The 20,166-nt window shown below is 43.6% G+C and carries 15 protein-coding genes, 1 tRNA gene and 1 pseudogene; 10 read left to right on the top strand and 7 right to left on the bottom strand.

Features of this window, described 5'->3' with window-relative positions:
• The first annotated feature begins 10 nt into the window (after window positions 1-10).
• From AB5Z01_RS08200 to AB5Z01_RS08180, 5 genes are all read left to right on the top strand, one after another.
• Window positions 11-1,597, top strand: a complete 1,587-nt coding sequence (locus AB5Z01_RS08200) for a potassium/proton antiporter (RefSeq protein ID WP_287215977.1) — start codon at window positions 11-13, stop codon at window positions 1,595-1,597.
• Window positions 1,598-2,173: 576 nt separating this feature from the next.
• Complete coding sequence (locus AB5Z01_RS08195; protein WP_287215960.1) at window positions 2,174-2,455, top strand: hypothetical protein; 282 nt, start codon at window positions 2,174-2,176, stop codon at window positions 2,453-2,455.
• Window positions 2,456-2,541: 86 nt separating this feature from the next.
• Window positions 2,542-4,032 carry a diguanylate cyclase gene (locus AB5Z01_RS08190; RefSeq protein ID WP_287215958.1) on the top strand — a complete coding sequence of 497 codons (1,491 nt, stop codon included), beginning with the start codon at window positions 2,542-2,544 and terminating at the stop codon, window positions 4,030-4,032.
• Window positions 4,029-5,297: an ABC transporter substrate-binding protein gene (locus tag AB5Z01_RS08185; RefSeq protein ID WP_368365449.1), complete on the top strand. Its 1,269-nt coding sequence runs from the start codon at window positions 4,029-4,031 to the stop codon at window positions 5,295-5,297. Before AB5Z01_RS08190 ends, AB5Z01_RS08185 begins: the two co-directional genes overlap by 4 nt.
• A 442-nt stretch (window positions 5,298-5,739) precedes the next feature.
• On the top strand, window positions 5,740-6,237 hold the full coding sequence (locus AB5Z01_RS08180; protein ID WP_242988985.1) for a type II secretion system protein: 498 nt from the start codon (window positions 5,740-5,742) through the stop codon (window positions 6,235-6,237).
• A gap of 186 nt (window positions 6,238-6,423) precedes the next feature.
• On the opposite strand, the gene AB5Z01_RS08175 is transcribed toward AB5Z01_RS08180, so the two are convergent.
• Together AB5Z01_RS08175 and AB5Z01_RS08170 are read right to left on the bottom strand one after the other, a co-directional pair.
• Window positions 6,424-6,828, bottom strand: a complete 405-nt coding sequence (locus AB5Z01_RS08175) for an ImmA/IrrE family metallo-endopeptidase (RefSeq protein ID WP_117858754.1) — start codon at window positions 6,826-6,828, stop codon at window positions 6,424-6,426.
• A gap of 3 nt (window positions 6,829-6,831) precedes the next feature.
• Window positions 6,832-7,179, bottom strand: coding sequence for a helix-turn-helix domain-containing protein (locus AB5Z01_RS08170; RefSeq protein WP_022287876.1), 348 nt, complete (start codon window positions 7,177-7,179; stop codon window positions 6,832-6,834).
• 317 nt (window positions 7,180-7,496) lie between these two features.
• Between AB5Z01_RS08170 and AB5Z01_RS08165 the strand changes: the two genes are divergently transcribed.
• Entirely contained in the window at window positions 7,497-7,973 is a 477-nt protein-coding gene (locus AB5Z01_RS08165) for a hypothetical protein (protein WP_368365448.1), read from the top strand.
• A gap of 60 nt (window positions 7,974-8,033) precedes the next feature.
• On the opposite strand, the pseudogene AB5Z01_RS08160 reads toward AB5Z01_RS08165, so the two are convergent.
• From AB5Z01_RS08160 to metG, 3 genes and pseudogenes are all read right to left on the bottom strand, one after another.
• Window positions 8,034-8,651 (bottom strand): annotated as a pseudogene (locus AB5Z01_RS08160) (flavodoxin family protein).
• Window positions 8,652-9,303: 652 nt separating this feature from the next.
• Window positions 9,304-9,380: transfer RNA gene (locus AB5Z01_RS08155), tRNA-Arg, on the bottom strand.
• Between the two features lie 42 nt (window positions 9,381-9,422).
• A complete protein-coding gene (metG, locus tag AB5Z01_RS08150; protein ID WP_117923936.1) occupies window positions 9,423-11,375 on the bottom strand; it encodes a methionine--tRNA ligase in 1,953 nt (650 codons plus the stop codon).
• A 651-nt stretch (window positions 11,376-12,026) separates the two neighbouring features.
• Here metG and AB5Z01_RS08145 point away from each other — a divergent pair.
• The 4 genes from AB5Z01_RS08145 (at window position 12,027) to AB5Z01_RS08130 (ending at window position 18,030) form a co-directional block, all read left to right on the top strand.
• On the top strand, window positions 12,027-13,385 hold the full coding sequence (locus AB5Z01_RS08145; RefSeq protein ID WP_287216100.1) for an MATE family efflux transporter: 1,359 nt from the start codon (window positions 12,027-12,029) through the stop codon (window positions 13,383-13,385).
• Window positions 13,386-13,400: 15 nt separating this feature from the next.
• Window positions 13,401-14,108 carry a histidine phosphatase family protein gene (locus AB5Z01_RS08140; RefSeq protein ID WP_287216098.1) on the top strand — a complete coding sequence of 236 codons (708 nt, stop codon included), beginning with the start codon at window positions 13,401-13,403 and terminating at the stop codon, window positions 14,106-14,108.
• Window positions 14,109-14,490: 382 nt separating this feature from the next.
• Window positions 14,491-16,254, top strand: coding sequence for an ABC transporter ATP-binding protein (locus AB5Z01_RS08135; protein ID WP_287216096.1), 1,764 nt, complete (start codon window positions 14,491-14,493; stop codon window positions 16,252-16,254).
• Window positions 16,255-18,030, top strand: a complete 1,776-nt coding sequence (locus AB5Z01_RS08130; protein ID WP_195221008.1) for an ABC transporter ATP-binding protein — start codon at window positions 16,255-16,257, stop codon at window positions 18,028-18,030.
• 118 nt (window positions 18,031-18,148) lie between these two features.
• On the opposite strand, the gene AB5Z01_RS08125 is transcribed toward AB5Z01_RS08130, so the two are convergent.
• Together AB5Z01_RS08125 and AB5Z01_RS08120 are read right to left on the bottom strand one after the other, a co-directional pair.
• Window positions 18,149-18,859 (bottom strand): NAD-dependent protein deacylase, encoded by a 711-nt coding sequence (locus tag AB5Z01_RS08125; protein ID WP_278460646.1) that lies wholly within the window; start codon window positions 18,857-18,859, stop codon window positions 18,149-18,151.
• 65 nt (window positions 18,860-18,924) lie between these two features.
• The gene (locus AB5Z01_RS08120) at window positions 18,925-19,995 is read right to left on the bottom strand and encodes a branched-chain amino acid aminotransferase (RefSeq protein ID WP_022287915.1); all 1,071 of its coding nucleotides are present in this window, start codon (window positions 19,993-19,995) and stop codon (window positions 18,925-18,927) included.
• Between the last annotated feature and the right edge of the window lie 171 nt (window positions 19,996-20,166).

Here is a 20,166-nt window from a genome sequence, read left to right as displayed (position 1 = left end):
CTTGACCACAATGCTCATTTTATCTTCTGTGATAGTGCTGTGCTGTGTGTTTTTCAATAAAATATCGGACAAGTTTGGGCTTCCTGCATTGCTGGCGTTCATTCTCCTTGGAATGTTGTTCGGCTCTGACGGGCTCTTTAAAATAGAGTTCGATAACTATAAATTTGCCGAGGAGATATGCTCGGTGGGACTTGTTTTCATAATCTTCTACGGAGGCTTTGGCACGAAATGGAGCGAAGCCAAAAAGGTGGCAGGCAAGTCACTTATACTCGCTTCCGCAGGAGTTTTGCTCACAGCCTTTGCAACTGGAGCATTCTGCAAGCTTGTGCTGGGCTTTGAGTGGCTGGAAAGTCTGCTTATTGGCGCTGTTATAAGCTCCACAGACGCCGCTTCGGTGTTCTCTGTACTTAGAAGCAAAAAGCTGAACCTGCGATACGGTACGGCTTCAATACTGGAGCTTGAAAGCGGAAGCAACGACCCTTGGGCTTATATGCTCACGGTTATAATACTTTCAGTAATGAAAGGCGGTGCGACCGCAGGAGGCTTTGTTGTGAGCTTGCTTGCACAGGTGTTCTTCGGTGTGTTCTTCGGTGCGCTTATATCTTTGGGCGCAGTGTATCTCATAAAACGTGTGCGATTTGACGCAGCAGGCTTTGACGCTATCTTTGTTACTGCCATAGCTATTCTTTCCTATGCTCTGCCCTCGGCGGTGGGCGGAAACGGCTATCTTAGCTGTTACATTGTGGGAATAGTCCTGGGCAACACAAAAATATCAGGCAAAACAGCCCTTGTGCATTTCTTTGACGGAATAACGGGCTTCACACAGATATTGCTGTTTTTCCTCCTTGGACTTTTGGCATTCCCGTCACAAATGCCGTCAATAATACTTCCTGCGGCGGCGATAGCATTGTTCCTTACATTCGTTGCAAGACCTGCGGCTGTTACTGTTATCATGAAGCCTTTCGGTGCAAAGTGGAAGCAGATAGCCCTTATCTCATGGGCAGGACTAAGAGGAGCGACCTCCATTGTTTTCGCTATCATGGCGACAGTTGATGACGCATATATGAAAAATGACGTTTTCCATATCGTTTTCTGTATCGTGCTTATGTCTATCGGTATTCAGGGTACGCTTCTGCCGCTGTTTGCTAAAAAGCTCGATATGATAGACGATGAGGAGAACGTAATGAAAACATTCAATGACTACAGCGACGAAACGGAAGTGCAGTTTATAAAGCTTTCCGTTCAGCCGGACAGCAATTGGGCAGGGCGGAAGATGAAGGATATACCATTTCCAAGAGGTCTGCTTGTGGTGATGATACTCCGTGACAAAGAGAAGATAATACCAACAGGCAAAACACAGATACTTGCAGGGGACGTTGTGGTGCTGAGTGCGGCAGGCTTTTATGACGACAGCCATTTTGTCCTAAGCGAAATGAACCTTGATAAGCATCACGAGTGGTGCGGTCTGAAAGTGTCAGAGATAACAATGTCAGAGGACAGCCTGATAGTAATGATAAAACGTCAGGGGCGTATACTTATCCCAAACGGCAGGTTGCGGCTCAAAGAGGGAGATGTGCTTGTAGTCACATCAGGATAGAGAATATGCAGGCGGCGGATTGACTTGCATTTTGTGTGAGCCGTTTATATGAAAACCACTTTGCTTTTCTTATCAGCTTATTTTCAGTGTCTTTTCATAAAACTATCATATTGAACAGGTATTATATATACAAGGTCAGAGGAACACCGAGAAAGACCTCAGGCAAAAGCTTTGAGAGCTTGATGAAAGTTCCGTCAACCAATTACTCATAATGAGTTTTCATATAATGAGTTTTCATATATAATTTTCCTTCATTCTTCTTTTCATTTCATCTCGCTGTGCTCTGATTTTTCAGAGTGCGGCAAAAGTGAAATGGCATGGAAAAATACATAACTTTAGCATTCCCCATTCATAATTTTTTCTTCATATTATACTTCTTACTTCTCTGAAAGACCCTGTGGCTTTTGCCGCGGGGTCTTTTGGATTTGTAGAATTTATATCAAAACAAACGTCCTTATCTGTGCATATCGACAAAAAACTTGCTGTCCAAAAAATTACCCCTCAAATTCATCAAGTTGTGTTATCATACATACAGCCCCGAAATAGAAAAAGAAAAATATGAGGATGTGTGTAAAAATGATATGGATAATCATGATGAATGTTTTTATCGTTGCGGCAGGTGCAGGCGGCGACAGGTGGCTTATGAAAACTATAATGAGAATGGTGCTGTTTTTCCTGTTTGTTGCGGTGGCAGAGAGGAACATGGGAGCAGTGTTTGCCGCAGGCATCGTGTTCACAGCGGCATGGGCGGCACTGTCGCTTTTTGAAGCGGAAACCAAAAAGAAACGCCATGCAAATAAGGTCAGACGGTGCCGTGTCAGAGAAAATATAAACCGTACAATACAAATTGAGCAATAATTAACAAAAAAATCACTTATTTTATGGGCATATGTGTTATAATTAATGATGATTGTAATAATTTAGCCTGAGAGGTGATATAGCTTTTGAAAAATTCTGCTGATTTTGAACTGTATGATAAAATAAAAAAATATAGAAGATCTATTTTGAAAACAAGCGTGTTAGTGCTGTTCGTTGCTTGTCTGCTTGTGTATGCGTGTGCCTGCTATTACAGCGGTGTGAACGCATTTCAGAAAGAGGCTCAGCTTTGCTCTGCCATAAATGCGGAAGCAGACCAGAATGTGGCTGCCTTTATGAAGAAAATGGAGGACACTGCCAAGCTTATAATGGGCAATGAGGACTATGCGAAATATGATCCTACTGATACGTCAAAGAGCGAATTTGCCGTGCTTAATGAGGAGAATGTTCTCACTGAGAGGCTTATAGAGCTTAGTACATTGGGCAACTATACTGATTTTGGCATTGTAAGCAGTAATGAACATAATGTAGGAAAGATAACCGATGGTACAAAGGATATCTTTGACGATGAGATATACAAGAGAGTTTCCGACCTTATGGGTGACAGCAAGATAAAATGGTTCACGGGACAGGACGATAACTACAGACGAGTGTATTTCGCAGGCAGGATAAATGACGATCTTATTTTTATCTCCTCTGTGTTTTCAACGGAGTTTGATCTTGTTTTTCTGCCCTCTGACAATTACAGCGAGATAAATACCATGCTGTGTGATGACGATGGCAGGATAATCTATGCTAACGACGGAAAAAGTGTTGTCGGCGAAAAGCTCGATGAAAAGCTCTCTAAATTCCTTGATGGAGGCACTGGCGTCACCGTTTCGGATATGACTACTATCTGTGCTATTGATGATTGCAGTGACGATTGGGTGGTCATTACTACCGTAGATATGTCAGACACTTTGCGTCACTATGTGAAAACAGGGCTTAAATGCCTTGGTATCTTTATTTGCTGCGCAGTCATATTTATTATGATATCTGCGGCAGCGGCGGCGGATAACGACCCGCAGAACGGACCGAAGTTTGGAAAATATCCAAAGGTGGACGAAAATACAGGGCTTTTTACTGCGGAATATACCGAAAACAGCATTATGGATAAAATGGAAACTTGTATCTCAGGCTCGACTATCGCATTTATTATCGTGAAAATAACAAATCTGGAGCTTATAAGGCTCAACTATGGCGAGGAGATAGTGGCGGAAGCTGAGCGAAAGGTCGCCGAAATACTGGTGGAGAACCGCAAGGAGGGCGATATCTGCGGAATTTTCAGGGAGGGCGAGTTTGCTCTGTTTGCAGACCACACGAACTTTGACCTTATGAGAGCCTATGGTAATGTGAGGGCTTATGTTAAAGAGCTTAACGATAAGCTGAAGGAATGTTGCCTTGACGATGACAGGGGCTACATAAAATGTGCAGTTGGTGCGTCGGTCTACCCTGAAACAAGCGATGATTATGATGAACTTTACGAAATGGCAGAAAAAGCCTGCGAGAAAGCAGAACACAGTGAGGACGCAAGAGCGGTGATATATGATAAAAAAGAGGAAGAGGTGAGCCGCAGTTGAGAACACGCATTGTAAGGTGTGCGGCTTTGACCGCTTCAGCGATCTGCACAGCGACTGTCATGACGGGCTGTGCATTGTTTGAAAGAAGAATGGAGCATAATGTAAAGACCGAGGTGTCCTTCTCGTGGTGGGGCAAGGACGCGCGTAACGAGTATACTCTCGACGGGCTTAAAGCCTATCAGAACAGCAATAAGAACGTTGTGGTAAGACCTGAGTATGCAGACTTTGACGGCTTTAAAACACGAATGGACGTGGAATTTTTCTCTGACACCACCGCAGATATCATGCAGTTAAACTACAGTTGGCTCTATGAATATTCTCCCGACGGCGAGGACTTTTATGATCTTAATGAGCTGTCGGAATACATAAATCTTTCAGCATTTGATGATGACAGCCTTTCATACGGCACAATAAACGGCAAACTTAACGCCTTGCCTACCGGTACGAACTGTATAACCTTCTACTATAATAAGACGATGTATGACAGCTATGGTCTGAGCCTGCCTGAAAATTGGTCTGACCTTATAAATGCGGCAGAGGTCATGAAATCAGACGAGGTGTATCCTGTTGAAATGACGAAAAAGGCGGCTTATCTCAGCTCTGTGGCGTATGTGGAGCAGGTAACGGGAAGAAAAATGTTATCTGACAGCGGCGAGTTTCAGTATACCTTGGAGGACGTAAGGCTCATGCTCGCCTTTTATCAGGAAATGCTTAATAAAAAGGTCACAAAGCCTGCGTGGGATTTCGATAGGAACGATCTTGAAAAGTGCCTGACGGCAGGCGTGGCTTCCTGGATATCAGACGCAGAGTATTACTGCGAGCCTGCTCAGAAGTTTGGCTTTGACATCGTTATAGGCGACTATCCAAAGCATAAGCAGGCTGTGAGCAGCGGTTGGTATAAAAAGCCCACTAGCGTTTATGCCATAAAGAAAAATACCAAGTCCCCTGAGGAAGCCGCAAAGCTTCTTGACTATCTTGTGAACGGTGAGGAAATGGCTCTCCTGCAGGGCATGGGAAAGGGCGTGCCTGCATCAAAGGCGGCATTGGAAGCCCTTGAAGCGAGGGATATGCTTGACGGGATAGAGTATAAAGCCAACGAGAAAATGGCAAACTCAGAGGAGCTTGAAATAATGTCCCCGAAGCTTGAAGATCAGGGGGTACTTGACCTTTTTATAAGCACCTCGGAGTCGCTTTATTATGGCAGGGCGGAGATAGAAAACGCTTCTGAAAATCTGTATAATAAGATGAAGGAATTATACAAATAGTTAAATACGCGAAACAAATAGTGCAAATTGTATTCAAAAAATGAATGAGAAGTGTACAGAGTACACAAAAATAACGAAACTGTTAAATAAGTCTTGACAATTTATTTGTTTTAAGATATAATTAAGAACGATGTAAGGTAATACATCATAAAACGGTGTGTGACAAAGTGTGTGACAGAATTTCTTGTGAGAATGTCAACATAGTGTTACCAATCGTCAAAATGACCGATTGAAAATTAGTTTTTCGTCAAGTTGAACAAAGTTGAGAAAAAAACAGAAAAACTATTGACATTTTGGACAAGATGATGTATACTTTAATCATGGTGATAAGGAGAACGCAAAGAACTCCGAAAGCCGCTTAATTATTGGAAAGTAGCTGCTTAAATCGGCTTGCGGCACTTTTATAAACAAATTTATTTAATTTATTATGGAGGGATTTTCTATGAAGAAATCTAACAGAAAAGGTTTCACCCTTGTAGAGCTCGTAGTTGTTATCGCTATCATCGGTATCCTTGCAGCTATCCTCGTTCCTACAATGATGAACTATGTAAAGAAGTCAAAGCTCAAGACAGCTAACTCAAACGCTAAGCTCGTTTTCACAACTGTAAACAACGAGGCTGCTGATTTGCTCGTAAACGGTGAAACAGTTGGTTCTGGCGACGGTCAGACAGCTGCTGTAAATATCAAGACAACTCTTGGTGCTCTTACTGGTACAACCACAGCGGATAAGCTTGGTAAGGCTGTATACGAGGCTCTTAAGGACAATGGCGACGGTGCTGGTTGGTGCGTATATTCTATCGGTACTTCAGGTAACGTTGAGTATGCTCAGTGGTCTGACGTTCAGACACCAACTAGTGGTGTTCTTGGTCAGTATCCTGATCCTTGCAAGGATCCAGATAAGGCTAATCATGATTTTGGTTCAAAGGTTACAAGCTGGTAATCGTGATTTGAATTTTCAGAACCGCTCATTTGAGCGGTTCTTTTTTTGTCTGAAAATATATAAAATAGCCAATCAGAATAGCCTGCCTTTGTGCAAATGGTAAAAATCTATGGAATAGCTTGTCTTTTATTAAGATAACAAAAAAGGCATACCGCCGAGAGCGTTAACTCCCTCGGCGGTATTTTTCTACCCAAAATAAACCCCATAATACCTGCAAGCCTTTATCATAAAATCCTCGCTCACATCAAAATGCTGCGCAAGCAGATAAATACTGTCCAGATTTTTCTTTATGGCTTTGATAAGCTCGCTTTTAGGTATCAGATTTTCTATCGCCCATTTGTCTGCTCGGTATTCATGCTGTGAGATGTTGTCTGCCGTGGCGTATCTGTTGTAAAACGCACCCTTTACGCAGTGACCTATCTCGTGAGCAGTGCGCTCCTTCAAAAGCCTTGCAGGCGTCTGGTTGTCTATGCCGATCGCACAGCCACCTGCGCCAAAAAGCGATATCGCCCCGCACTTTGGACAATCAATAAAATCTATAGTTATGTTCTCTCTACTGCAAATATCATACAATTCCTGTATGTTCGTCATCTCTCACTTTTCACCAGCCTTTCTGCGCTTTGCTTCCTCTCTGAGCATGACCATTTCTGCATACTGCTTGACCTCGTCAAACATTTCGTCCGTCACTCCAAGCGTGCCGTTGAATAATGCATATTTCAGCTTCGTGTCAAAATCTTCTTCCCTGCCAGATATAAGATATTGTACGCTCACTCCAAATCTGTTCGCTATCTTTGTAGAATTCTCTGCGGAAAGTCGTTCCGTCCTGCCTTTGCTCAGCTCAGATAAACAGCTCCTCGTTATAGACAGCTCCTTGCACATCTGCGATACCGTCATATTGTTCTCCTCACATAGCTCTTTTATCCTTTTGTACATTTCAGTCATATTTTCTTCCTCCAATTGTGATCATTTCACAAAAGATACAGAAGTCTGTATCAAATTCGCTAATACCTATTGACTTTTGCAGAAGCCTGTAGTATACTGTATGTATCGTTAGTACAGATATCTGTATAAAATCTGGCTTTGATATAATTATAATACATTTTTCTGTAAAAGTCAAGAGGATAAACCGCCCCCTTTTTGACATCTCCGCCCCGAGAGATATACAGAAAACGGTTATCTGAAATGTCATTGCTTTATTTTATTTACAGTATATCATACTAACTGTCCAAATGTCTGTACAAAAAGGCGAAAGGAGAAAAATGTACGATAATATAGATTATTCCGTAGAGGTAAATTCCATAAAAAGGCTTGCGCCCTCAGCGAGCCGATATAATTTCAGAAGCGGTGGAAGCAGAGTTAATACAGCCGCACTGCGAAAGCTTTCACAGTATCGCAAACTAAGGTGGCAGGAGTGGAAGCTTAAAGAAGATATCTGCGAAATGTCCTCACAGCTTGCCGCAGTGGGGGAGCATTGCGGCAGGGTAGCCCACAGAGGGAAAAAACTTACTGACTTGTGGCTTGACCTTGCAAAGGTGCAGCTTCGCTTGAGAGAATGTGAGGAGCTTGCGGCAAAAATGCCAAAACGCTATCGTGGCGTGGTGAAAAGCCGCTTTTTTGACGGCTCAAAGAAGCACCCACCTGAGTGGGGAAGCTCCGCCGCAGAGTTCGGCTTTCCCTTTGGAGGAGAAGAACTGCGCAGGCGAGTGACAAAGTGCCTGAATGAAATATATAACTAAAAAATATCCGTTCTGTTTTTTGCAGAACGGATATTTTTCATGTTTTCTTTATGTATAGAGTTATCTGATAAAATGAGTCCAAGCGTGTTCCTCGACCTCAGGTAAGCCGTATTTTTCTTTACCAAGTGCAATGCTTTTCATAAGGAAAGTCATGTTTCTTGCAAGTACACGCATTGTCTGTTTACCCTCATCGTCCATTTCAGCCTCGCCTACTTCACGTCCGTGAATACTGTTCCAATACTGACTTGAGGCAATAGGCATATTGCAAATAGTGAAATACTTGTTAAGCTCATCAAATGTAGCCGAACAGCCGCCTCGTCATGCACAAACTACACTTGCTCCTACTTTCATTGATTTGTCAAAATGTGTGCTGTAGAACAAACGGTCAAGACAGGCGATAAGAGTTGCATTTGCAGAAGCGTAATATACAGGGCTTGCAACAACAAGTCCGTCAGCCTTCTCAAACTTTGGTGCGATTTCATTTACCATGTCATTGAATACGCATTTGCCCGTTTTTGAACATGACCTGCAGGCAATACAGCCGCGAATATCCTTGTTCCCAATTTGAACAGTTTCTACTTCAACATCACTCTCTTTAAAAACCTTTTCCATTTCTCGAATGGCAATAGAAGTATTTCCGTTTATCCTCGGACTTCCGTTTAAAATAAGAACGTTCATGTTAAATCCTCCTATGTATTTATTTTAATAATTATATCACTTGGAGTACACTATAAGTCAAGTGAATTTTTATATGCTTTATTCTGAAATAATTGTTAATATGAGCATTTCCTGAAAAATCCGCCGACAAAAAGTACGGCGGATATGATACAGCTATATATATTGCAAAGCGTAAAATGCCCGCCACGGCGAACATATAGCTCTCTCAGCATATCACGCCTATGGGCGGAAATAAAAAAAATCCGCTACCATAAATGATAGCGGATTTGGTGCAGGTGCAAGCACCTACAAAGTAAAAATAACAATTAACTACAACTAGCGGCGTAGTCGTAAGATTTAAAAGAAAGTTGATCGTAAAATGCCCGCCACGGCGAACGTATAGCTTTCCCAGCATATCACACCAATGGGCGGAAATAAAAAATTCCGCTACCATAAATGATAGCGGATTTGGTGCAGGTGCAAGCACCTACAAAGTAAAAATAACAACTCAACTACACCTAGCGGCGTAATAGTAAGATTTAAAAGAAAGTTGGGCGTAAATAGCCCGCCACGGCGAACATATAGCTTTCCCAGCATATCACGCCTATGGGCGGAAATAAAAAAATCCGTTACCATAAATGATAGCGGATATGGTACAGGGGCTCGCCCCTGTTGGTGCGCCTGACAGGAATCGAACCTGCGACCTCAAGAGTCGGAGTCTTGCGCTCTATCCAACTGAGCTACAGACGCATATAAGGAGCGGAAATCCGCTCCTTGTTTTTTATAAATTTTTTATCTAAGCTTAGCTCCGCATGGCAAGTCCTGATCCGGGAAAATAACGCTTGCCGCACCGTCAGGTGTGTCAGCCGCACATATCATGCCGTTTGACTCAACTCCGCAAAGCTTCACAGGCTTCAGATTGGCTACAATAACTACCTTCTTGCCAATAAGATCTTCAGGCTTGTACCATGCCGCAATGCCCGATACTACCTGCCTGCCGCCAAAACCATCGTCAAGCTGTAAGCAAAGAAGCTTCTTGGATTTCTTTACCTTCTCGCAGTCCTTAACAAGAGCAACTCTCAGATCTACCTTTGCAAAATCATCTATGGTTATCTCGTCAGCTATAGGCGCAGGCTCAAATCCATCGTCAGCCTTTTCCTCAGGCTCTGCATTGCTGCCTATTATCTTGTTAAGCTCCTCTATCTCCTTGTCAACGTCAATTCTTGGGAAGATGATCTCACCCCTGTGAACTGTAACGTCAGCAGGAAGTACACCAAACTTGCCAGCGTTCTCGTATGTGATGTCGCTCTCAGCCGCACCTATCTGCTCCCATACCTTTGGCATTGTTGTAGGCATAAAGTTGCTGAGAAGCGTTGATACTATCCTGATAGTTTCAAGCAGATTGTAAAGAACTGTCGCAAGTCTTGCCTTTTTGCTCTCGTCCTTGCCAAGTACCCATGGAGCTGTCTCGTCAATGTACTTGTTAGCCCTGGATACTACCTTGAATATCTCAGCCAAAGCATTGTTTATCTGAGTCTTGTCCATGAACTCGTCGACTTTTGCTCTAAGCTCCTCAGCCTCAGCAATAAGCTCAGCGTCAAAATCGCCAGCCTCTCTGTCAGCAGGAAGCGTGCCGCCAAAATATTTGTCAGCCATAGCTACAGTTCTTGAAACAAGATTGCCAAGACCATTTGCAAGGTCAGAGTTTATTCTGTTTATCATTATCTCGTTTGAGAATGAGCTGTCTGCACCTAAAGCCATTTCACGAAGAATGTGGTATCTGATAGCGTCAGCACCATATCTCTCACCAAGAATAAACGGGTCAACAACGTTGCCCAAAGACTTGGACATCTTCTGTCCGTTGAATGTTATCCAGCCGTGTACAGCAAGATGCTTAGGCAGTGGAAGATCAAGTGCCATAAGCATTGCAGGCCAAACGATAGCGTGGAATCTCATGATATCCTTTGCTACCATGTGAACGTCAGCAGGCCAGAACTTGTCAAAATCATTGTACTGCTCGTTCCAGAAACCAAGTGCAGAAATATAGTTAGAAAGTGCGTCTATCCAAACGTAAACAACGTGCTTGTCATCAAATGTAACAGGAATACCCCACTTGAAAGTAGTTCTCGATACACAAAGATCCTCAAGACCGGGCTTGATAAAGTTGTTTACAAGTTCAGTGGCTCTTGTCTTTGGCTGGAGATAATCTGTCTCAGTGAGAAGCTTCTCTATCCTCTCAGCAAATGGTGACATCTTGAAGAAGTAAGCCTCCTCCTTAGCCTCTGTTACCTCTCTGTGACACTCAGGACAACAGCCGTTCTCGTCAAGCTGTGACTCAGTCCAGAAGCTCTCACAAGGCGTGCAGTATTTGCCCTTGTATTCGCCCTTGTAAATGTAGCCCTTGTCATAAAGAGCCTTGAAGATCTTTTGAACAGTTTCAATGTGATAATCGTCAGTAGTTCTGATGTATCTGTCATAGCTGATGTTCATGTAGCTCCAAAGCTTTTTGAAAGTCTTGACTACCTCATCAACATATTCCTTAGGTGTAACACCCTTTTCAGCAGCCTTCTGTTCGATTTTCAGACCATGCTCGTCAGTGCCTGTGAGGAACATGACATCATAGCCCTGCATACGTCTGTATCTGGCGATAGAATCGCAGGCAACAGTGGTGTAGCAGTGACCGATATGAGGATTACCGGAAGGGTAATATATCGGGGTAGTGATATAAAACGGTTTTTTCTCCATATAAAGGACCTCCGTAAAAGAATTTGCATAAGCAGCATTTCTTATATTATACTACTTTACAGTGGTTTCGTCAAGCGGTAAAGCGATTTAAGTGAGGAGTGAGGAATGAGGAGTGAGGAGTGAGGAATGAGGAGTGAGGAATGAGGAATGAGCATAGCAGACCAAAGTAAATTGCAAGCATAAAGTAAAATAAAGCACCGAGCGTAGCGATTTTGCGGCATAACAAACCATAGCAATCAAATGTAGGGGCTGGCGCCCTCGACAGCCCACCCCCCTTTGACATTTCGCATTATTGTTTATCTCACAACCCTTGATAATCCCACAAACATCGGTAGGGGCGAACAGCGTTCGCCCGTGCTCAGGACTTGCCGTAATTTCAGAATTGTACGGGCTGGCGCCCTCGACAGCCCACCCCCTTGACATTTCGCATTATTGTTTATCTCACAACCCTTGATAACCCCACAAACATCGGTAGGGGCGAACATCGTTCGCCCGTGCTCAGAACTTGCATAAATTCTGAATCATAGAGGACACCACCCGATTTGTGCTGATTTAACAAATAATTCATACAACTTTCGTATAAAAATGCTATAATAAAAAGGTTAAAGTATATATTCTAAGAAAAAGTAACTCTAAGGTGGGAATCGTAAAATGGAAGAAGTAAGAGAAAATAAAATGGGAACGCAGCCCATAGGCGAGCTGCTGTTCAAAATGTCCCTGCCGATCATGATATCCATGCTCGTGCAGGCTCTCTATAATATCGTCGACAGCATATTCGTTGCCAAAATAAGCGAGGACGCACTCACTGCCGTGTCACTGGCTTTCCCTGTGCAAAATCTTATGATAGCCCTCGGTGCAGGCACTGGTGTCGGTATCAACGCACTGCTTTCAAAATCACTTGGTGAAAAGAACTTCAAGCAGGCTAACAGCGCCGCCAATAACGGCATTTTCCTCTGCCTTGTGAACTTCGTTATCTTCGTGGTTTTCGGTGCATTTTTCACCGAGATCTTCTATCGTTCACAAACCTCAAACAAAATAATTATCGAATATGGCGACCAGTACCTAACCATCATCACCCTGCTAAGTATCGGTCTTTTCTGTCAGATGACTATGGAAAAACTATTGCAGGCAACAGGTAAAACTATCTATTCAATGTATACTCAGGGAATAGGCGCAGTGATAAATATTATCCTCGACCCTTGCTTTATCTTTGGCGTGGGCTTCTTCCCTAAGTGGGGCGTAACAGGTGCGGCTGTGGCTACCTGTATCGGTCAGTTCACCGCTGCAGCCTTCGGACTTTTCTTCAATATGAAGTTCAACAAAGAGATAACCATAAACCTTGTGAAGTATAGACCGCAGGCAAAAATAATCAAGAAGATCTACGCTGTCGGTCTGCCGTCCATCATAATGCAGTCTATTTCTTCTATCATGACATACGGCATGAATAAAATACTTATCGGCTTCTCAAACACCGCCGCCGCAGTTTTCGGTGTGTATTTCAAGCTTCAGAGCTTCGTTTTCATGCCTGTTTTCGGACTTAATAATGGTCTTATCCCTATCGTTGCCTATAACTATGGTGCAAGAAAGAAAAAGCGTATCACAGGTGCAATAAAATACGCCATGATATATTCTGTGTCTATCATGATAGTTGGCACTATCATAATGCAGATTTTCCCTGCACAGCTTCTGAAACTCTTTGATGCAAGCGATAATATGCTAAGCATAGGCGTAACAGCCCTGCGTATAATCAGCACACACTTCTTCTTCGCAGGCTTTGATATAATCATAATCTCATCATTGCAGGCTCTCGGCAGGGGACTTTCCTCTATGCTCGTTTCATTTACAAGACAGCTTGTTGTGCTTCTTCCTGTGGCGTATCTTCTTTCCCTTACAGGCAAGCTTGACGCTATTTGGTGGGCTTTCCCTATCGCCGAGGTATTCTCCATATTGGCGTCACTTTTCTTCCTGAGAAGAGCATATAACGCTGAAATAAAACCAATGGCAGATTAAATAGGAGGTATTTTTATGCGGCTTATTTTTATCAGACACGGCGACCCCGATTACGTTCATGATACCCTTACAGAAAAGGGCAAGCGTGAAGCAGAGCTTCTTGCACAGCGTGTAAAGAATTGGGACGTTTCAAAGTTCTATGTTTCTCCCCTTGGCAGAGCGCAGCTCACAGCGGAATATTCCCTGAAGCTTCGTGGGGATACAGCGGAAACTCTCCCATGGCTGAGAGAATTTAACGGCATAATACCCACCTCTGATGGAGGACATCGTATCCCATGGGATATGTACCCCACCGAGTGGGCGGATAAAGAGATATACTATGACCGCAATAAGTGGTTCAAGTCCGATTATATGCAAACAGGCAATGTCGAAGAACAGCTTAAATGGGTGCATGAGGGTATTGATAAGCTTCTTGCCGACCATGGTTATATCCACGAGAACGGTATGTTCCGCATTGAAAAGCACAGCGATGAAACCCTTGTGTTCTTCTGTCACTTCGCCGTATCAATGGTGATGATAGGACATATCCTTGGCATTTCCACCATGAATATGTGGCACGGCTTCAATATGCAGCCTACCTCTGTGACGGTCCTCGGCTGTGAGGAGCGTGAGGGCGACTATGGCTTTTTCAGATGCCACGTCATGGGCTGTACAAAGCACCTTGCAGGCGGCAATGAACCTATCTCCAACGCAGGCTACTTCACCGACGTTTTTCAGGATTAAATAAACCCGTAAGAGTGACTTTTTCGCTCGCATATTATTGCATACAAAAATATTCTCTATCCGCTCTGTTATCTCAGGGCGAATATTTTGTTATACGAAAACTTAGTTTAATATAATATAACAGTCAAAGAAAACGTTTTATTCTAAATATGACTATCATTAGATAACAACATATTCATAATTTGTGAAAAAGCACAACAAAAGCTTCGCGTTTTCGTTGATTTTTTAGCTTGCTTTATGTAAACTAAATGCTTTTACCCCCTTGACTTTATTTTGAAAAGGGCTTATAATATCCCATAGCTTAAAAGAGTATGGGTTTCATATTTTTATATGTGCCTATGAGAGCATGAAGTTTAGAAGAATAAAAGGAGAGTGAAAGAATATGTTCCAGCTTCAATGGATATGGCACAACCTGAAAGGCTACCGAAAATTCTATGTAACAGCCCTTGTGCTGACTATCGTATGCAACGCCTTGTATCTTACCACACCTTATTTCAGCAAAGAGCTTGTGGATAAGTTTCTTTCAAGCAAGGACGCACTTTTTAATCTTGAGCATGAAAGAAAGCTGTTCTGGTTGCTGCTTGCAGGCATGGTGGGATTCACCTTGATTAGAACTATCTGTCAGTACACCTGCAACATGACCTATGAATTATCATCTCAGGGCATGATATACAGAATAAGGGCACACCTTTTCAGACGTATCGAAAATCAGGATATGGAGTTTTATGACCGCAACCGAACAGGCGACCTTATGACAAGGCTCACAGGCGACCTTGATATGGTGCGTCATGCAGTGGCATTCGTTTTTAAAGGTATGCTTGAATCATGTTCGCTGTTTATAGCCTCATCAGTTTATTTCTTTATGGTAAGCTGGAAAATGGCACTTCTTCTGCTGGCTGTTACACCGTTCATATTCGGCGTGGTGGTGCTTCTTGATAAAAAGGCAAAGCCGGTCTACGTTGACCTCCGTGAGAAGCTGTCCCAAATGAATACAGACGCTCAGGAGAACATCTCAGGCAACAGAGTTGTAAAAGCCTTCGCCCGTGAGGACTATGAAATAGAAAAGTTCCAAAAAGCCAATAAAGAGTATTCTGATGCCAACAAAAAAGCGTCACTGCTGTGGCTTAAATTCTTCCCTTATATGGAAGCTTTCGCAAACGCCTTGTCAGTTGTAATGCTCCTTGGCGGTGGATTTTTCCTTATAAAAGGGGAAATAACAATGGGCGAGTATGTTGCTATTTCAGGACTTATCTGGGGCATCGCAAACCCTGTTAGAAACCTTGGTATCTATGTGAACGATATGCAAAGGTTCATGGCTTCCGCAATGAAGGTCATCGAGATATACTATGCAAGACCTATCATCACCGACCGTGAAGACGCAGTTGACCAGACAGAAAGACTTCACGGAGATGTCGAGTTCAAGGACGTTACCTTTAAGTTTGGCAAGCATATAGTCCTTGACAACGTGAACTTTAAGATAAAAGCAGGCCAGACAGTTGCCATAATGGGCGAAACAGGTTCAGGCAAGACCTCGCTTATAAACCTAATACCAAGATTTTATGATACCAACTCAGGAGAAGTCCTCGTTGACGGTGTGAATGTAAGAAAGCGTAAGCTCTCACAGCTCCGCTCACAAATAGGTATGGCAACGCAGGACGTCCTGCTTTTCTCTGATACCATAGACGGCAATATCGCATACGGCGACTCTGATATGTCCGAAGAGGACGTTAAGCACTATGCAAAGCTTGCGGCGGCAAACGAATTCGTTGAGAAAATGCCTGACGGCTATGAAACTATCGTGGGCGAGCGTGGCGTAGGTCTTTCAGGCGGACAGAAGCAAAGACTTTCCCTTGCAAGAGCCTTAGCCATAAAGCCTGCCATTCTTATCCTTGACGATACCACCTCCGCCGTGGATATGGAAACAGAAAAGTATATTCAGGACAGCCTTAGAAACCTCGATTTCCCATGCACAAAGATAATAATAGCCCAGCGTATCTCCTCCACAAAGGACGCCGACGTGATAATAATCCTCGATGACGGCAAGATAACCGAAATGGGTACTCATGATGAGCTTATCGCCAAAAAGGGATACTATTACGAGGTGTTCAAGCTGCAGAACGATGGCTTCGGAAAGGAGGCGGTCTAAATGGCAAGAAACCGTTATGACGTTGACGAAGTCCTTGAAACCCCATTCGACTTCGCCCACCTGAAACGCTCCTTTGTGTATATCAAAAAATATAAGGGCAAAATGATAACCGCCCTTATGCTCAGCGTGTTCGCCGCAATATCAGGACTTCTCGGACCGCTCATCACCCAGTATGCACTTGATAATACCATACCGCAGAAAAATATGGGACAGCTCGTCCTGCTAACCCTCGCATTTGTCGGCACTATAGCCGTGTCAATAACATTCTCCACTATCCGTTCAAGGATAATGACAGTTGTTGGTCAGGATATAATCTTCGATATCCGTACCGACCTTTTCAAGCATTTGCAGGAGCTTCCATTTGAGTATTACGATAACCGCCCACACGGCAAGATCCTCATCAGAGTTGTAAACTATGTAAACTCCGTGTCGGATATGCTCTCAAACGGTATCATCAATGTTATACTCGAGTGCCTTAATATGCTTTTCATCATGATTTTCATGTTCTTTGTGAATGTGAAGCTGTCATTGGTGGTGCTTTCGGGTCTGCCGATATTTGCAGTCATAATGATGATGATAAAGAAAAGACAGCGTAAAGCATGGCAGGACGTTTCAAACAAATCCTCAAACCTTAACGCCTATTTGCAGGAAAACATCACAGGCGCAAGAGTGACCCAGATATTCACCCGTGAGGAAGAAAACGCCCAGATATTCGACAGACTTTCCGAGAAATATCGTAAAAGCTGGATAAACGCCGTGAAATATTCTAACCTTGTTTGGCCTGCTACCGACAACGTTTCTACCCTTGTGAGAGCCGCAATATTCGTGGTGGGTCTGCTGGTTCTGACCCCTGCGGCAGTGAGCCTTGGAACTATCGTTGCCATGACAAGCTATGCTTCAAGCTTCTGGCAGCCTATCATGAACCTGTCAAACATCTTCAATAACTTCATCAACAATATCGCCTACCTTGAGCGTATCTTTGAGACCCTTGACGAGCCTGCCACTATCGCAGACAAGCCGAACGCTCAGGATATCGGTGATATCACAGGCGAGGTAAAATTTGATGACGTTACATTCAGCTATGAGCAGGGCAAAACAGTTTTGGAGCATATCTCCTTTGACGTTAAGCCGGGCGAAAGCGTTGCCCTCGTTGGACCAACAGGCGCAGGAAAATCTACAGTAGTTTCTCTCCTGTCAAGATTTTATGACCTTGACAGCGGTAAAATAACCATAGACGGCAAGGATATAAGTCAGGCGACTTTGCATTCCCTCCGCTCACAAATGGGCATAATGCTTCAGGACAGCTTTATTTTCAGCGGCACTATTTACGATAATATCCGCTACGGCAGACTTGACGCAACGGAAGAAGAAATAAGAGAAGCCGCAAAGATAGTCTGCGCAGACGAGTTCATAAGCGAAATGAAAGACGGCTATATGACCGAGGTCAACGAGCGTGGCTCAAAGCTTTCAGGCGGACAGAAACAGCTTATCTCCTTTGCAAGAACGCTCCTCTCCGACCCGAAAATACTTGTCCTTGACGAAGCAACTTCATCAATAGACGCACGAACAGAAAAGCTCCTTCAGCAGGGACTTCAAAGACTTCTTGTTGGCAGAACTTCATTTATTATCGCACATAGACTTTCCACTATCAAAAACTGCGATAAGATAATGTATATCGATAACAAAGGCATTGCCGAGTGCGGCACTCATGACCAGCTTATCGCAAAGAAAGGCGAATATTATAAGCTTTATACCGCACAGCATATGGACGAATAAAATAGCATAAAAAAAACACGGGTGAACACTGCACCCTGCAAATGTGGCTATCCACATCTGTAGGGGCGAACAGCGTTCGCCCGTTTGTTATTTCACCCTGTTATCACGTTGTTTATCTTTACTTTATCACTATCTTATCCAACGTTTCCCCTACCTTGTCATGGATAACAAGGTCGCAGGAGCCGTCCATGGAAGTCTTGTCCCGATTTATCAGCACAAGATTATCCCCCTGAAAATATCTCACCATTCCTGCCGCAGGATAAACTGTCAGAGAAGTGCCTGCAATAATAAGCGTGTCGCACTGAGATATCTCTCTCACCGCCTCCGTAACAGTTTTATCATCAAGCCCCTCCTCATAAAGCACAACATCAGGCTTGATCGTTCCGCCGCAGGTGCATTTCGGAATTCCTGTGCTGTTTAAAATATCCTCCGCAGTGTAGAATTTTCCGCAGTCCATGCAGTAGTTGCGGTGTACGCTTCCGTGAAGCTCCAGCACCTTTTTGCTGCCTGCCGCCGTGTGAAGTCCGTCAATATTCTGCGTGATAACTGAAGAAAGTATGCCTGCCCTCTCCATTTCCGCCAGCTTGTAATGAGCCTTGTTAGGCTTTGCCGTCAGACAAAGCATTTTGTCACGGTAAAAATCATAAAACGCCTTTGTGTGCCGCATAAAAAACGTGTGGCTGAGTATCTGCTCAGGGGGATAATCATATTTCTGATTGTAAAGTCCGTCCACCGACCGAAAATCAGGTATGCCGCTCTCTGTTGATACCCCTGCTCCTCCGAAAAATACTATCCTGTGTGACTTGTCTATTATCTGCTGCAGCTCCATTTTTATCACTCCTATGAAAAATGCGGTCTATACCGAAGCACAGACCGCATTGATTATTCACGATATTAGTCGATCTTAACGATCCAGCCAAACTCGTCTGGTATCTTGCCCCACTGAATGCCTGTCATTGTATCATAAAGCATCTGTGAAACAGGGCCGATCTTGTTGTTGTTTATCTCCATTACCTTGTCGCCCCACTTAAGATGACCAACAGGTGAGATAACAGCAGCAGTACCTGTGCCGAATACCTCGTCAAGCTTGCCGTTGTCGTAAGCCTCAGCGATCTCCTCAATAGAGATCTTTCTCTCGCTTACCTTGTAGCCCTTCTTCTTGCATATCTCGATAGCAGACTTTCTTGTGATGCCAGGGAGAACAGAGCCAAGAAGCTGTGGTGTAACAACTTCGCCGTCAATAACGAAGAAGATGTTCATTGAGCCAACTTCCTCAACATACTTTCTCTCAACACCATCAAGCCAAAGTACCTGCTCGTAATCCTGCTCGTGAGCTTCTTCCTGACCCGCAAGCGAGATAGCGTAGTTAGCGGCTGTCTTAGCAAAGCCTGTACCGCCTCTTACGGCTCTTACATACTTGTTCTCAACATAGATCTTAACAGGGTTAAGACCGGTTGAATAGTAAGCGCCTGAAGGTGAAAGAATAATGATGAACAGATAGTGGTCAGCAGGCTTAACACCTACATATGGGTCAACTGCGATGATAAATGGTCTGATGTAAAGGGAAGCGCCCTCAGTGTGAGGTACCCAGTCCTGCTCCATTTTAACAAGAGTTTTCAGAGCGTAGAGCATATCCTCTTCGTTTATCTTAGGAATTACCATTCTCTCAGCAGAGTTGTTCATTCTCTTGAAGTTCTCCTGCGGTCTGAAAAGCTGAACAGAGCCGTCAGCAGTACGATAAGCCTTAAGGCCTTCAAATATCTCCTGACCGTAGTGCAGGCACATAGCAGCAGGGGAGAGTGAAAGGTCGCCGTAAGGCACGATCCTAGCGTCATGCCAACCCTGACCTGCGTCATAATTCATAACAAACATATGGTCAGTAAAAATGTGACCGAAACCAAGCTTTGTTTCGTCAGCTGGTTTTTCCTTTGGAGTAGTGGTACGTTCGATCTTGATATCTAACATACAGATCCTTCTTTCTTAAATTAATGATCGGCTCGGCAAGCGAACCTTTACCACATATATTATAATACTTATTGTGATCTTTTTCAAGAGGTTTTGCAAAAAAAATTCCTTGCCGCAGAAAAAATATGCAGGATAACATTTTGAAAACTGCATTTTTATACAACTGTATGA

It is taken from the genome of Ruminococcus sp. RTP21359st1_H3_RTP21359_211015, assembly GCF_040909065.1.
Lineage (GTDB): Bacteria > Bacillota > Clostridia > Oscillospirales > Ruminococcaceae > Hominimerdicola > Hominimerdicola aceti.
Note: the sequence above shows the minus strand (reverse complement) of the source record. Positions and strands in the feature narration are given on the sequence as shown.